This is a genomic window from Bradyrhizobium guangdongense (assembly GCF_004114975.1).
Lineage (GTDB): Bacteria > Pseudomonadota > Alphaproteobacteria > Rhizobiales > Xanthobacteraceae > Bradyrhizobium > Bradyrhizobium guangdongense.
Genome location: NZ_CP030051.1, coordinates 3,610,095 through 3,625,690, shown reverse-complemented (window position 1 = coordinate 3,625,690; position 15,596 = coordinate 3,610,095). Strand labels below are relative to the sequence as shown.

Below are 15,596 nucleotides of genomic sequence, written 5' to 3'. Positions count from 1 at the left end.
CGCTCCCGATGCCCCGGGATTACCACGCATATCGGACGACGCCCTTGCCGGCATAGGATCGTGTGACTTTCGAAACCTCGCTCTCGATGCTCGCCGCCGCCGACCAGCCGTTCATCCAGCGCATCTCCGCCGACACCGTCGCCAAGGCTGAATCGGGCGCCAGCGCTGCGCCGTTGACGACGAAGCTGGCGCCCGGCAGGGACTGGAACGTGGCGGCGAGGGTCCGGTCCGGATTGAAGTCGTGCGCCCAGGCGAGGCGACCGCGCAGGGCAAGAACAGCATTGGACATTGCAAATGACCTGTCAGTTCGCACACCGAGTTCGCTGCGCGTGTCGGTGACGCTCCGTGCACCATAGGCCAGCGCGAACGCGCCGGTGCCCGACACGATCTGCTCGGCATAAGCAGGCAGATCGAACGTTGTAAACTGACCAGCCCCGTAGGGCGTGATGCCGATGCCACCCAGCCAGGGCATGAGCATTCGGTATCCGCCCTCGAGACGCCCGCTCCACGCATTGGCCTTGAATTCGGCATGCAGCTGATCGGCCCCTGCGACTGCGCGGTCCGTCGTGACATCCTGCCAGCCATAAGCGAGCGCCGCCGACACATAGGCGGGACCGCTCGCATGCCGGACATAGGCACCGGCCTGGAACAGATCCGACCGGCCCGAGCCGAGAGCATTGACGCTGAAGCTCGTTCCGCCACCGGCAAGCGCGAAGCCTGCGATCGTCCGTGGCGAGAGCAGGTACTCGGCGCCCACGGCCGTTCCGAAGATGCGGCTGGTCGCGCTGCTCGAGCCGACGGACCCGTTGCCGTCGGTCGATTGCGAGCCGCCGAAGCCCGACGCCCACACGCTCCAGCGTGGCTCATAGACCTTTCGCAACGGCGCCTTTGCGAACATCGCGTAAGCGGTACGTTCGGCGTCGAGACGCATGCGGCCTGTCGCCCCGTCGGCGATCACCCCGTCTTCTTCCGCATAAGCCTGCGCACCCATGTTCGGGTTCGCACCGCTGCCATCCGGTCCGGTCAGCAGACCGACGAACTGGCCCATCGCATTGAATGTCGCCTGCTGCGCTCCCGCAGCCGTCTCTCCAGTGGCCTGCTGAAGATTGGAGAGAACATTGCCCGAGAAAATGGCGCCAAATGCCCCGGTTGTGCCGGCCGAGTTGAAGATATGATCGAACAGCAGACCCACCGACTTCTGGTTGGCGCTCGCCCCCGACAGCTGACCGAGACTCGACGTCAGAGAAAGTTGAACCGCCGTTGGCGTATACGACAATGCGCCCGTGATGCCGGCCTGCCCGATCGAAAGTGCGTTGAAGGTGGTGCCATTCAGTCCGGAGGACGAAAGGATCGTCATAGATCCGAACTTGACACCATTTGTCGGTACCACCTGCACGACGCCACCAAGCGAAGCCGTTCCGCCGATCGTGGCGAAACTCGCGCCCGCCGAAGAGACGCGAACCAGATAGCGCGCGGCATCGCCGAGCGCCAAATCGCTCGAGACCGACATCGAGCCGCCGCCGGTCGCAGAGCCCGGCGCGAAGGTCCCCTGCGAGAAAATCAGCAAGTTGCCAACCGTGCCTGAGCCGGTAAGGGTTGCGCCCGGCGCTACCGACGTCACGGTCGATGAGCTGATTGACCCATTGACTTCAAGGACGCCGGACAGGACGTTCGTCGCGCCGGTATAGCTGTTCGAACCGTTCAGCCTCAGGAACCCGCCGGCGACGGTCACGGCGCCCCCGCTGCCCGAGATCGTCCCCGAGAATGTTCCGCTTCCGTTGACAACGGTCAACATGCGGTCTCCGAGCACCAGCTGCGCAGTCGCATCGCCCGAAAGCGATTGCAGGGCGACGGCGGGAGCCCACGATCCGGAGATGTCGAGCGTCCCAGAGTTGACGATCCCGACCCCGCTGGAATTGCTGATCGTCCCAGGGCCGACCAGCGCGAGGTACCCACCGACGACGCTGGTGGCCCCATAATAGGTATTTGCGTTGCTGAGCGTGGCCGCGCCGCCGGGACCGATTGTCACCCCGCCATTCCCGGCAATGACACCCGCCAGGCCGAGCGATGGAGAGGCGGCATCGATCATCAGCGGATGAGCGGCCGTCGTCGTCAGATTTTGGTCCGTGACGAAGTTCGACGTGTACGCCACCGCCTGTCCGGAGAGATCGTAGAGCACCGAATTTCCGAGGAAGAATGAAACGCCGATGCCCTGCCCCTGTTGGGGCCGCTGCGGGTTGGTGTCGCTGCGATTGCTGAGCGAGAGCGTGTAAGGCTGAGGCGTCGAACTAGCAGCCACCGAGGTTTGCGTCTCTGCCGCGTTGTTCGATCCCGCAGGCGAGATGATGAGGGTCGATCCGCCGGGAAGCGCGCGTGAGTGCTGACTGAGATTGGAGTCGTAGATGATGTTTGTCGGCTTGCCGCTGTCGAATTGCGTCGCGACGTTGTTGTAGGCCGTCGTGCCCCCGGTCGGCGACACCACCGTGAGGTCCAGATTTATTCCATATTGGGTCGTTGCAGGATAGTTGGAATTGGGGAACGGGGTACTCGACGAATTCCATGGCAGTCGGTTTGCCGCCGGGAATTGCGCAAGAAGCGCCGGCGTAAGACCCAGCATCACACACGGGCTGCACGAGGTGATGGATTGATTGACCTGGGGTCCATTGCCGTAATTGGCCGCGTTCAGCAGATTCTGGGAATCGAGCGAGCGAAGCGATTGCCCGTTTGCCGCGACGACATATCCTCCCGTCGTGCCGGGTATGACCGCCTGCCCAAGGGGCGAGGCATAGGTCGAGGCAACACCGTTGCTCCCGGTTCCGGTCGAGCCCGTGAAGTAGCCTGCCCCGAAGACACCATAGCCGTTGAATCCCGGCAGCAGTGTCGGAGATGAGAAGGTCGTTGTCTGGCCCGCCGAGCCATCCTTGTAGGCGTAAAGCGCATCCACCAGAATTCCAGTCGAACTCGACGCCGTGATGGTGCCTACCGGCCGGCTGGCAGGCGTGTAGAACGTCAGCGATGGCACGCCGACCTGATTGCCGTAGAGGGCGAGCCCGCTCGAATAGGAATAATGCAGATCTGTCGGAAGATTGGCTTGTTGCGACAGGCTCGACAGTTGCGAGCCGAGGGTCGCCGAGGTCGCCTCCAGGTTGAAGGAATTGGATCCGGTGTCGAACAGATATTTTTGTCCACCATTGCTGCCGACACCGACATAGATGAACAGCTGAACACCATTCGAGCTCACCTGGTACTGAAGAGGAATGTCGATGGATTGCGCATTCGCTTCCGTCATTGAAACAACGCACGCCGTCAGGAGTGCAACACCCAGCCGTGTCAGCATGAACGCCTCCAAACAAAATAATCAAAGGTCGGCAAACAATCAGCGCAGCGCAGCCGACCGTCTAAAAAAATCCGATCGAAACTAGCGCGTGTGCGACGGTCGGTCGTCACCCGCGCGAGCGATAGCAATCATCAGGCGCGCACGCACAGGCAGACGCGCTGCCTGCATCGATTGAACCCGTCCTGGCTCAGAACGCCACGCGCACACCCGCGCGTCCACTCACGACGTTCGACTTGTCCGACAGCGCAAGATATTCGGCCGCGGAGAACAGCGTCACGTTGCGGCTGCGCCATTCGAGCCCCAAACCGCCGAAGCCGCCCCAGATATCGGCCTGCCCCGTCGTCGCGAACGGGATGGCCTGCCCGAGCAGCGCTGCATTGACGGTGTTGCCGCCCATTCGCTGTGTACCGAGCAGGCCGGCGCTGATACTGGCCGACAGCATGTCGCTTGCCGTGAAGCTCACGCTCCGAGTCAGCTTCATCTCGCCACGCTCTTCCAGAGCGCTCACGCTCTGGCTTCCGACCGTCAATGGCGCAGCCGTGCCGGTCTCGGTGTAGCCGTCATAGGCGCCGTAGAGATAGCGAAGCCGCAGGGAGGGCGTCAGCGTGTAGGCGGCGCCACCAAGATTGCCGAGTGCCCAGCGATGGCCGAGGGTCGCTTCGGGGCTCACATACCAGCCGTTAAACGATGCGCTGGCCGTCTCGATACCGTTGAGCGCGAGGTTGTTGTTGACGGTGCGGTTGACATTGTTGCGCGAGCCGCCGGCCTGCACCGCCGCATGCAGGAAGGATTGTCCGCTGTCGTAGCGCGCGTAGGCGCCGCCGAACACCAGATCGGCATTGCTGCTGCCCTGGTTGAGATCGATCGCGCTCTTCGTGTCACCGCCACCGAGATAGATACCGAATCGCAGGTCCGGCCGGAAGGCGAAGTCCGCGCCCATCATGCCGCCGTAGAACAGGTTGGTGTTGCGCAGCTGCGCCCCATCCTGCTGCTGCACGCGCTGACCGGCGAAGCCGCGCGCCCACACCGACGTGCCGTCTGCGTAAGTCGCGGTCGGCGCCTTGAAGACCACGGCATCACCGGCATAGGCGGACGACAGAGCGGAGACGGCGGCAAAGGCGTCGTCGAAGCGAGAGGGCGCCTCGGATCCGGCGAACGCCAGCGGCGCACCACCGCTGCCGGGCGCGTCGCCGGAGAAAACCGGCACGGCGTCGGAGGCGGTGCGCGAGAAGTCGACCAAAGCGCGGACATTCGTGGACAGCACCGACGCACTCACCTGGGGATCGACTACCACAACGGTGTTGCCCAGCACGACGAACGGCGCGCCCGCCACAGAGATGTTCACACCCGAGAGCGAATTGAGCGTGTAGCTGTAATTGCCGCCGAAGAAGTTCAGATATTTGGCCGAGCCGGTCAGCGTGATCGCGCCGGCAATGCGCGAGCCCGCATAGACGTTCAATGTCGCGGTGCCGTCAGTGCCGTCGACACCGCCATTGCCGGCTGTACCGTGCATGCCGCCCGCGACCGTGACACCGCCGAAGATGCCGCCCCAGTTGCTCAGCGTCGCGTTGCCGCCGTTGCCACCATCGCCGCTGTTGCCGCTGCCGCTGCCGCCCGAACCGCCCTTACCTCCGGTCACCGTTGCCGCCGATCCGATCTTTCCAGTATTGGTCAACGTGGCGTCGCCGCCGCTGCCACCACTGCCGCTGTCGTTGAAGGAGTAATCGGCAGCATTGCCTCCCGCGCCGCCAGTCACCGTCGCAGAGCCGCCGATATGGCCCGCGTTGACCAGAGCCGCATTACCGCCGCTGCCGCCCCAGCCGCCATCGTCGGAATCGCCGACGGCGCCGCGGCCGCCGGAGCCTCCCCACACGACGGCTGCTCCCCCGATACTCCCGGTGTTGGTGAGCATGGCGTCGCCGCCGCCGCTGCCGCTGCCGCCGCGATAACCTTCGCCTCCACCACCACCCGCGCCGCCCGTGACCGTGGCTCCCGCCGCGATCGTGCCGGAGTTGGTCAGACTGGCGGCGCCACCGTTGCTGCCGGCACCGCCTGAATCGGTATCCGAGTTTCCGCCATAGCCGCCGGCGCCCCCGGTCACCAAGGCAGCGCCTCCAATACTCCCGACGTTGGTGAGCGCGGCGGAGCCACCGACACCTCCGTTGCCGCCGGCACCGTTGTTGGACGCAGAGCTGGGGTCATTGCCGCCCCCGCCACCGCCTGCGGTCACGGTGACGGTCCCGCCAATACTTCCGGAATTGATCAGAACCGCACCGCCGCCATGGCCGCCATCGGCTCCTTGGCCAAAGCCTGCGCCTCCATAGCCGCCGTCGCCCCCGCGCCCTGCCATCACTGTGACGGCGCCTGCGATGCCGCCGGTATTGCTCAGTGCCGCCGAGCCGCCATTCCCGCCGATGCCGCCTGTCCAACCATCCCCACCAAGACCTCCCGCGCCGGCAGTCGCGGACGCACCAAAGAGCGAGATCGTCCCGGTATTGATCGTGGAAGCGTTGCCACCAGCTCCTCCAGGAGCACCCGGGCCGCCGTCGCTCCCGACAAGGCCTTGCGCCTGGAGCGGACCAGTGATGCTGCCGGAATTAGTGCACGTCTGGTCCGGTGCCGCTGCGGTGCATTGGGCCGCGGCAACGCCAGGCCACATGGACGCGCAGCCGAGCATTCCCGCGGCCACGACGGGCAAACCAATCCTGAAAGTCATGGTACCTGCGAAAGTTCAATGAGATGGACGATGCCGACCGTAGGGCCCGCGCCCAGGCTCAGTACTTCGCCACAACCGGCCCACCGAACCGGTAGTTCAGCCGGACCGTGACCATGTCGACGTCCTGCCTGATGCTGTCGGTGCGGGAGGGTCCGCCGGCGGGCGGAAGCAGCGACGTCAAAGTCAGATCGCGGCGGCCGAGGAAGAGATGGTCGTACTCGACGCCAACGGACCAGTTCGGCGCGAAGCCGAAGTCCAGCCCGGTGCCGATCGTCCCGCCCCAGCGCGTCTCGCTGCCGCGATCGAATGCGGTCGAGCTCACCGTCAGAATGCCGGTGTAGGTATCGTGCGCGACCGCAGCGCCGCCCTTGGCGTACCAAAGCACGCTGCTCCAGGCGTAACCGACCTGCCCGGTGATCAGGCCGATGCCATCGATCTTGCTCTGGTTTGTGGCGGCGAAGCCGAAGATCGGCGCCGAGGCGAGGCTCAAGTTCGAGCCCTTGAGATTGGCCCAGTCGCCCTGTCCTTCCACGCCGAACACCCAATTCGCCGACTGCCAGCGATAGCCGACCTGGCCACCAACGAGACCACCAGTGGCGTCATGGCATCCTTCATCAAAGGCGGGGACGGTCGGACCGCCGAGCGTGCTGGTATTGGTCCAGCACTTCCTGCTCCAGCCGCCGCCGCCGTTGAGGCCGAGATAGAAGCCGCTCCAGTCGTAGATCGCCGCAATCGGTGCCGGTGCCTTCGTGTAAACCTTGGCAGCCAGATCGGCCGCCTCGACCGAACCGGCGAAACCGAAGACCGCAACGCCGGCGGCAACCAGACCAATTCGCTTCATCACTATTCCCCCATCCGGCCCGCTCACGGCTGGCCGCCTGTTTGCAATACGGTGAGGCTTAGCGAGGCTGCGACATCCGGTCGTCCCCCGCGCGAGGGATGGACGAAGCGTTTGGAACCATATGTTGCGATCAGGACACAGAGGCCGCGTTGACGTTCAGCCGACCATCGGGTTGGCGTAGGCCAGCAGCAGCTTGAACAATTCGGCCTGACCACCGGCGCCGGTCTTGGCGTAGATCCGCTTCAAATGCGTCTTCACGGTCTCCTCGGCGATGCCGAGCACGCCCGCAGTTTCTGCAACGCCTTCCGCGGCAAGGATCGCAAACAGCACGCGCGCTTCGGCAGCCGTCAGCTTGAACTGCGCCGTGATCACCTGCACCAAGTTCGGGCGGCGCACTTCGGCGCGATGGATGAAGATCGCGGCGACCGCATCGTAGCGGCGGCCGGCCTGCCGCCGCGAGCCCTGCCGCAGCGACACGACGTGGGCGATCCAGACATCGCCGGCGTAACTGCCGAGCGGAATGGCAACCGGCTGGTTCGCCAGCGCGAGATCCGTTGCAGAGGCCTGCACCGCCGCGCGCAACAGCTTCGCCGCATCCGCGCCGGTCGGCCGCAGCTTGCCGTCAAGTTCGGCAAGCAGCCCCGCCTCGGCGAGAAACTTCAGGCCGCTCGGATTGGCGTAGACGTAGTCGCCCTCGGCACGGACGAGAAAGGCCGCGGCGCCGAGCGCATCGAGCGTGGCCGTCATGCCGTCGACCTCGACGCGCTGAAGCTGCATCGTGTTGGAGATCTGCGCCGCACGCAGCACATGCGGCACCAGCAGCCGCAGGCGATCCTTCACGGCGTCCGTCGCCGGCGACCGGCTCAGCGGATGGGCGACGCCGAACGTGGAGAAGCGCGTGCCGGACTTCTCGACCAGGGTATGGGTGAAGTCGCCCCAGTCGGACGGCTCCATCCAGTCCTTGAACAGGCGCGAGCGGCGTACCTCCTCGATCGGCACGAGCTCGGTGAGATGGAAGACTTCGCCGGGCTCACGATAGAGGCTGATCGGCACCAACGCCGGATTGAATTTCACGGTCTCGGAGAAATAGCGCTCGTTGAGCGCGGCATCGCCGCCATACGTATAGACCGGATTGCCTTCCTTGCGCGCCGCGTCATGGGCGACGAACGTCGCGCCCGTCGCATTCATGAAGAGCGCCGTCCGCTCCAGCGCATCCGGCCAGCGCGAATGGTCGAAGGCGGTGTCGTAGATCGCCGCGATCAGGTCAGAGAGTTGTTCGGTGTCGGACAGCATGGGTTGGCCAGACCCATATACCATTCGTTCCCGGTTTCGGGTGTGGCCCGCAAGACACAGGCACGACTCGTTCGGCCTGTCCTACACGTCGCCATAGGCGGCCTCGGCCGGACGGGTCACGCGGCCATAACCCATGATCATGAACAGCGCGCCGATGATGGAGAGATTCTTCAGCGCGTCGATCACCACCGCAGCGTTCTCGGGCGCCGTCTGATTCCAGAAATCTGAGAACAGGACGGTCGACACCGCGACGGTGATGATCATCAGCATCGCGAAGAAGCGCGGGCCGAAATTCAGCGCGATCATCAGTCCCGCAAGGATCTCGAGCCCGCCGAGCGCGATCGCCAACAATTGCGGCGTGGTCATTGCAGTCGCCGTTTCCACCTGCTTCGCATAGGGGGCGATCGCATCGGGCACCACGATCTTGCCGGCGATGAGGTCGGCAGTCGCCTGGAGCGGGAAGAACTTGGTCGCGCCCGTGTAGATGAACAGCACGGCGAACAGGATTCGCCCGAAAGTCACGAACGCTGGCATGGTCGGCCTCTTGGCAAGAGCGCTAAACGCGGGACGCCCGCGGATTATGGAGAGTCCGATTGCGGTTTTCAAACGACGAAATGGAAAGCTGCGAGTTATTCAAAAGCGGTCGCAGTTGCTCCTCTCCCCGTTCTTAGGGGGAGAGGGTTGGGGTGAGGGGCTGCTTCCGCAATCACGGTGAGAATTGGATTCGCGGAGGCGCCCCCTCACCCGGAGTTTGCTCTCGCAACCTCCGGCCTCTCCCCGCACGCGGGGAGAGGCGAAGACCGCGCTCCGGCCCCCCTTACGTAAACAACGTCGGCTGCTGCCGGGCCGCGCGTTCCTGCGCTTCGACCACGGCGACCGCCGTCATGTTAAGGATGCCGCGCGCGGTGACCGAGGGCGTGAGGATGTGGGCGGGCCGTGCCGGGCCGATCAGGATGGGCCCGACGGGGAGCGCATCCGCCAGCGACTTGATCATCTGATAGGCGACGTTGGCGGTATCCAGGCTCGGCATGATCATGATGTTGGCCTCGCCCTCCAGCTTGGAGTGCGGCAGCACCATTTTTCGCGCCGCGGCGGACAGCGCGGTGTCGCCCTGCATCTCGCCGTCGGCCTCGATCTCCGGATGCTTCTCCTTCAGGAGCTGGGTCGCCCGCCGCATCTTGCGCGAGGACTCGGTGTCGTAGCTGCCGAAATCCGAATGCGAGACGAAGGCGATCTTCGGCTTGATGTTGAACCGTTGCACATGGACCGCCGCGAGCGAGGCGATCTCGGCAAGCTCTTCCGCGCTCGGATTGGGCCTCACTTGCGTGTCGGCGATGAAGAAGGCGCCCTTGCTGGTGATCAGCAAGGCCAGTGCCGCATAATCGCTGACCCCAGGCGAGAAGCCGACGATCTCGCGGACGTGCCGCAGATGGCTCATGTAGCGGCCCTCGACGCCGCAAAGCATCGCATCCGCCTCCCCGCGCGTCACCGCCAGCGCCGCGATGACCGTGTTGTTGGTGCGCACCACGGTGCGTGCCGCATCCGGCGTCACACCGCGACGTCCGGCGACCTCGACATAGGACTGCACATAGGAGCGATAGCGCGGATCGTCCTCGGGATTGACGAGGTCGAAATCCTTGCCGGCACGGATGGAGAGGCCGAAGCGCTTGATGCGCGCCTCGACCACCGACGGGCGACCGACCAGGATCGGCCGCGCCAGATTCTCTTCCAGCACCACTTGGGTGGCGCGCAGCACGCGCTCGTCCTCGCCTTCGGCGTAGATCACACGCACCGGCTGGGTCTTGGCCTTGGCGAACATCGGCTTCATGACGAGGCCGGAGCGGAAGGCAAAGCGCGTGAGCTGCGTCTCGTATTCTTCGAAATTGGTGATGGGCCGCGTCGCCACGCCCGATTCCATCGCAGCCTTGGCCACAGCCGGTGCGATGCGCAGGATCAGGCGCGGATCGAACGGGCTCGGGATCAGCGAGCCGGGCCCGAAGCCGCCCGCCTCGCCCGTGTCGAAACCGCCGGCCGAGACCGCATCCGACGGCGCCTCACGCGCGAGCTGCGCGATCGCATCGACCGCGGCGTGCTTCATCTCCTCGTTGATGGCGGTGGCGCCGACGTCGAGCGCGCCACGGAAGATGAACGGGAAGCACAGGACATTGTTGACCTGGTTCGGATAGTCGGAGCGCCCGGTGCAAATCATGGCATCGGGCCGCGCTTTCCGCGCTTCCTCGGGCATGATTTCCGGCGTCGGGTTGGCAAGCGCCATGATCAAGGGCTTGTCGCCCATCTGCTTGGCCATCTCGGGCGTCAGCACGCCCGGCGCCGAAAGTCCGATGAAGATGTCCGCGCCGCCGATGACGTCGCCGAGCGTGCGCTTGTCGGTCTTCTGCGCGTAGACCGCCTTCCAGCGGTCCATTGAGGTATTGCGGCCTTCATGCACGAGACCGTCGATGTCGCAGACCCAGATGTTCTTGCGCTGCGCGCCCATCGAGACGAGGAGATTGAGGGTCGCGAGCGCGGCCGCGCCCGCCCCTGATTGCACGATCTTGACCTCGGACAGCTTCTTGCCGTTCAGGCGCAGGCCGTTGGTGATGGCTGCGGCGACGATGATCGCGGTGCCGTGCTGGTCATCATGGAAGACCGGGATCTTCATGCGCTCCTTCAGCCGCGCCTCGATCTCGAAGCACTCCGGTCCACGGATGTCCTCGAGATTGATGCCGCCGAAGGTCGGCTCGAGCGCGGCCACGGTCTCGACCACCCGGTCGATGGTGTCGGCGGCGATCTCGATGTCGAACACGTCGATACCGGCGAATTTCTTGAACAGGACGGCCTTGCCCTCCATGACAGGCTTGGAGGCCAGCGGGCCGATATTGCCGAGGCCGAGCACCGCGGTGCCGTTCGAGACCACCGCGACCAGATTGGCGCGGGTCGTCAGGGTCGCGGCTTCCGCCGGGTTCTTGGCGATTTCGGTACAGGCAGCCGCAACGCCCGGGGAATAGGCAAGCGCGAGGTCGCGCTGGTTGGCGAGCGGCTTGCTCGCCTGGATCTCGAGCTTTCCGGGGCGCGGCAGACGGTGATAGGCCAGCGCCGCCTGGTGGAGATCATCAGAATAGGACGACATGCGGTCTCTTGCCTCGCGTTACCGGCCTCAAAATGCATCATCCGGAACGGCCGCCCGAGCGGGCGATATTTCCGGGCCGTGGAAACGGGATGAAGCACGGCCGACCGCCCGGTGGCAACATCCGATTGCGCCCCCGTCAACAGGGCACACCGTCAAATATCTGATAGGGCTAGCTTTCCCTGGACGAAGCGACCTTTCCCGAATATGGCAGGTTGCGCAGCGTACAACGAGCAACTGGAGCTTGGAATGAAGCGGATCCTGATCGGCCTGATCGTGGCAGCCGTGCTCGCCGCGGGCGGATGGTTCGGCGCCAACCTCTATGCCAAGCATCGGGCCACTGCCGAGATCGAGGGGGCCTTCGAGCAGATCCGCAAGGCCGGCGGCAAGGCGAGCCACGGAAAGATCGGGTTCGACCTGCCGACACGTACACTCTCGATCGAGAACATCGTCATCGATCCCGGCAAGGAGCCGCAGGCGCAGATCAAGATTGCGGGCATCAATGGCACCGGCGTTCGCCTGGTCGACGAGACCGGGTTTTCAGCCGACAGCATCGACATCACCGGATTCGAAGTCGCGCTGGACCAGACCGGCCCGGCAAAGCTGAAAGCGTCCTACAAGATTCCGCAGCTCACTATGCGCGACTATGCCGGTCCCGTTCACGTTTTGACCGTCCCGGCAGACAATTCCCTGGTCGAGATGTACCGCTACGCCCTCGATCAATACGTCAGAATCAAGGCGTCGTCGCTCATTGCCCCGACACTGACAATGACTTTCGAGTCCGACAGCACGGCCAGCGGAGAGATCACCTATTCAGGAATGGCGATCCAGAATCTGACGCACGGCAAGATCGATGTGATGAAAGCGGACCGCGCAACCATCTCGGTCGACGTGAAGCAGCCAGGCAAACCGGACAAGCTGACGGGTGAGCTGTCAAACATCGTCGTCAACGATTTCGATGCGACCGCAATCCGCGCCACGCTTGATCCGCAGATGGCGGGTGACGACAGCTACCACCGGGCCTACCGCCAGGTCTCGGCAGGCCCCTATGTGCTCAAGTCGGCGCAAGGGACGCGCGTCGATATCGCCAGCTTCAGCATGAACGAGATCGCCGTGCAGCCGTCGAAATTCCGGCTGGCAGAGATGTTTGCGGCGCTGCCGCAGGACAAATCGGCTCCTCCAACGCCGGCACAAGCGCGTGAAATGATGGAGAAGGTTGCCGGCTTCTATGACGGCCTCCGCATCGGCAAGATCGAGATCGGCAAGACCTCGATGGCAACGCCGCAAGGCACGGGCGGCATCAATGTGGTCAGATACCAGGACGGCGAATTCGCCGTCGAAGGAGTCGACGCGCCGTCCCCGCAAGGGCGGTTCAAGATGGAGCGCTTCGCGCTGAAGTCCTTCAGCGTCGCGAAGCTGGTGCGCTGGGCAGCCGATCTCACTACACCAGGGCGGACGCCCGCGCCGGATCAGATGCTCGGGCTGTTCGGCGTGCTGGCAGGCGCGGAGATCAAGGGCGTGACGGCGCCCTTCAAGAATACGAAGAAGCTGGTCACGATCGACACGCTGAGCCTGGACTGGGGGCAGCTGGTGGGCTCGATCCCGAGCAAGGCGCATGTGGTTGCCAAATTTGTCACGCCCGCCGATCCGTCCGATCCGAAGCAGCTTCCGTTACTCGCGGCCGGCATCGACAAGCTCGCGATCGACCTCGATCTCGGCGCGGCATGGACCGAACAGTCCAACAGCTTCGCCCTGACGCCGGCGACCCTCGACATTGGCGGGATCGCGAGAGCGCAATTGCGCATTGCCCTCGACAACGTGCCGCGCGAGGTGTTTTCGTCAGATCCCGCCCAGCTCATGGGTCAGGCTGTCAGGATTGAAGCGGGCTCGCTCGAGCTCTCCCTGCGCGACAATGGCGCGGTCGAGGCCGCAGCGGCACAGTACGCCCGTGGCAAGAATGTCAGCCGCAACGCTGCACGGCAGGCGCTCGCCGACGACGTCAGGATGCATCGGGAAGAGATCGCTTCCGCCAACCCGGATGCGGGCGTAGCCGTGGATGCCATCGCAAGCTTCGTCGAGACCCCAGGCCAGACGCTCGTCATCAAGCTCACCCCCCGCGCCAAGGTGCCGTTGATGCAGATGATGCAGCTCATCAAGATCGATCCAGAGAGCGCGCTGGCGCAGTTCAGGATCGAGGCGTCGACGGGGCTGTAGGAGAGACGCGCAACTCTCTCCTCCTCGTCATTGCGAGGAGCCCTTGCGACGAAGCAATCCAGGATATTTCAGCGGAGAAAGTCTGGATTGCTTCGCGGAAGCCTGTCATCGGGCCGCGCTTCGCGCGGACCCGGTAGCTCGCAATGACGGTGTGGAGACAATCTCACTTCTGCGGCAGGTTCACCCGCACATGCAGCTCGCGCAGCTGCTTGGTGGTGGCTTCCGACGGGGCGCCCATCAGGAGATCCATGGCCTGCTGATTCATCGGGAACAGCGAGATCTCGCGCAGATTGGTGGTGCCACAGAGCAGCATCACGATGCGGTCGACGCCCGCGGCCATGCCGCCGTGCGGCGGCGCGCCGTACTGGAAGGCGCGGTACATGCCGCCGAAGCGATCGACCACCTCCTGCTCGCCGTAACCCGCGATCTCGAAAGCCTTCACCATCGCCTCAGGCACGTGGTTGCGGATGCCGCCCGAGGCGATCTCGTAGCCGTTGCAGGTGATGTCGTACTGGAACGCCTTGATGGTCAGCGGGTCCTGGCTCTTCAGCGCCTCGAGGCCGCCTTGCGGCATCGAGAACGGGTTGTGCGAGAAGTCGACCTTCTTGTCCTCCTCGTTGTACTCGTACATCGGAAAGTCGACGATCCAGGCGAGCTCGAACCGCTCCTTGTCGGTGAGATTCAATTCCTCGCCGACCTTGTTGCGGGCAAGGCCCGAGAACTTCCAGAACTTGTCGGGGTCGCCGGCGACGAAGAAGGCGGCATCGCCCTCCTTGACGCCGAGCTGCGCGCGGATCGCGGCGGTGCGCTCGGGCCCGATGTTGTTCGCAAGCGGGCCAGCGCCCTCGCCGCCCTCGCGCCACATGATGTAGCCGAGGCCGGGCTGGCCTTCGCCCTGCGCCCACGAGTTCATGCGGTCACAGAAGGCGCGGCTGCCGCCGCCGGGCGCGGGAATCGCCCACACCTGGTTCTTGGGATCTTCGAGCATGCGCGCGAACACCTTGAAGCCTGAGCCGCGGAAGTGCTCGGAGACGTCCTGCATCTCGATCGGGTTGCGCAGATCAGGCTTGTCGCTGCCGTATTTGCGCAGCGCTTCCGCGAACGGAATCCGCCGCCAGCCCTTCGTCACGGGCTTGCCTCTCGCGAACTCCTCGAACACGCCGGTGATGACCGGCTCCATCGCCGCAAACACGTCTTCCTGCGTGACAAAACTCATCTCGACGTCGAGCTGGTAGAACTCGCCCGGCAGACGGTCGGCGCGCGGGTCCTCGTCGCGGAAGCAGGGCGCGATCTGGAAGTAGCGGTCGAAGCCCGACATCATCAAGAGCTGCTTGTACTGCTGCGGCGCCTGCGGCAGCGCGTAGAACTTGCCGGGATGAATGCGCGATGGCACCAGGAAGTCGCGCGCGCCTTCCGGCGAGGACGCGGTCAGGATCGGCGTGTTGAACTCGAAGAAGCCCTGCCCCTCCATGCGCCGGCGCATCGACTTGATGATCTCGACGCGCGTCATGATGTTCTGGTGCAGCTTCTCGCGACGCAAATCGAGGAAGCGGTATTTCAGGCGGATATCCTCTGGATATTCCTGGTCGCCGAACACGGGCAGCGGCAAATCGCCGGCCGGGCCCAGCACCTCGATCTCGCTGACGTAAACTTCGACCTTGCCGGTCGGCAGATCGTCATTGTCGGTGCCTTCGGGGCGGCGGCGGACCTTGCCGTCCATCTTGACCACGAATTCCGAGCGCAGCTTTTCGGCCAGCGAGAACGCCGGCGAGTCCGGATCGACCACGCACTGGGTCAGTCCATAATGGTCGCGCAGGTCGATGAACAGCACGCCGCCATGGTCGCGAACGCGATGGACCCAGCCCGAGAGGCGGATGGTCTCGCCGATGTTGCTCTCGCGGAGCGCGCCGCATGTATGTGACCGGTAGCGATGCATGGTCGTCCCAAAATCAATGTCGGAGGATACGAATCGGACGGCCTGAAACGACCGGTCCGAAGTTGCGGCAGGGTTTACCCGACGAGGCCGGAGGCGGCAACCAAGGGAACGGCCAGTTTTGGGCCAGAAGCA

Annotated in this window: 8 protein-coding genes; 1 reads left to right on the top strand and 7 read right to left on the bottom strand. The window is 64.5% G+C overall.

All coding sequences use genetic code 11. The annotated features are described in order from the left end of the window. Positions 1–19: 19 nt before the first annotated feature. The 6 genes from X265_RS17220 to X265_RS17195 all read right to left on the bottom strand — a co-directional run bounded on the left by X265_RS17220 (position 20) and on the right by X265_RS17195 (position 11,317). Positions 20–3,337 carry an autotransporter family protein gene (locus X265_RS17220; protein WP_128965882.1) on the bottom strand — a complete coding sequence of 1,106 codons (3,318 nt, stop codon included), beginning with the start codon at positions 3,335–3,337 and terminating at the stop codon, positions 20–22. A 187-nt stretch (positions 3,338–3,524) separates the two neighbouring features. Continuing rightward, complete coding sequence (locus X265_RS17215) at positions 3,525–6,053, bottom strand: autotransporter family protein (RefSeq protein ID WP_128965881.1); 2,529 nt, start codon at positions 6,051–6,053, stop codon at positions 3,525–3,527. 58 nt (positions 6,054–6,111) lie between these two features. Further along, a complete protein-coding gene (locus X265_RS17210) occupies positions 6,112–6,894 on the bottom strand; it encodes an outer membrane protein (RefSeq protein ID WP_128965880.1) in 783 nt (260 codons plus the stop codon). A 156-nt stretch (positions 6,895–7,050) separates the two neighbouring features. Further along, the gene (locus X265_RS17205) at positions 7,051–8,187 is read right to left on the bottom strand and encodes a helix-turn-helix transcriptional regulator (RefSeq protein WP_164938637.1); all 1,137 of its coding nucleotides are present in this window, start codon (positions 8,185–8,187) and stop codon (positions 7,051–7,053) included. 81 nt (positions 8,188–8,268) lie between these two features. After that, the gene (locus X265_RS17200) at positions 8,269–8,721 is read right to left on the bottom strand and encodes a DoxX family protein (protein ID WP_128965878.1); all 453 of its coding nucleotides are present in this window, start codon (positions 8,719–8,721) and stop codon (positions 8,269–8,271) included. 283 nt (positions 8,722–9,004) lie between these two features. Then, a complete protein-coding gene (locus X265_RS17195) occupies positions 9,005–11,317 on the bottom strand; it encodes an NADP-dependent malic enzyme (protein ID WP_128965877.1) in 2,313 nt (770 codons plus the stop codon). A gap of 246 nt (positions 11,318–11,563) precedes the next feature. Between X265_RS17195 and X265_RS17190 the strand changes: the two genes are divergently transcribed. After that, positions 11,564–13,528, top strand: coding sequence for a hypothetical protein (locus X265_RS17190; protein WP_128965876.1), 1,965 nt, complete (start codon positions 11,564–11,566; stop codon positions 13,526–13,528). A 163-nt stretch (positions 13,529–13,691) separates the two neighbouring features. On the opposite strand, the gene aspS is transcribed toward X265_RS17190, so the two are convergent. Continuing rightward, positions 13,692–15,464: an aspartate--tRNA ligase gene (aspS, locus tag X265_RS17185; RefSeq protein ID WP_128965875.1), complete on the bottom strand. Its 1,773-nt coding sequence runs from the start codon at positions 15,462–15,464 to the stop codon at positions 13,692–13,694. Positions 15,465–15,596 lie beyond the last annotated feature (132 nt).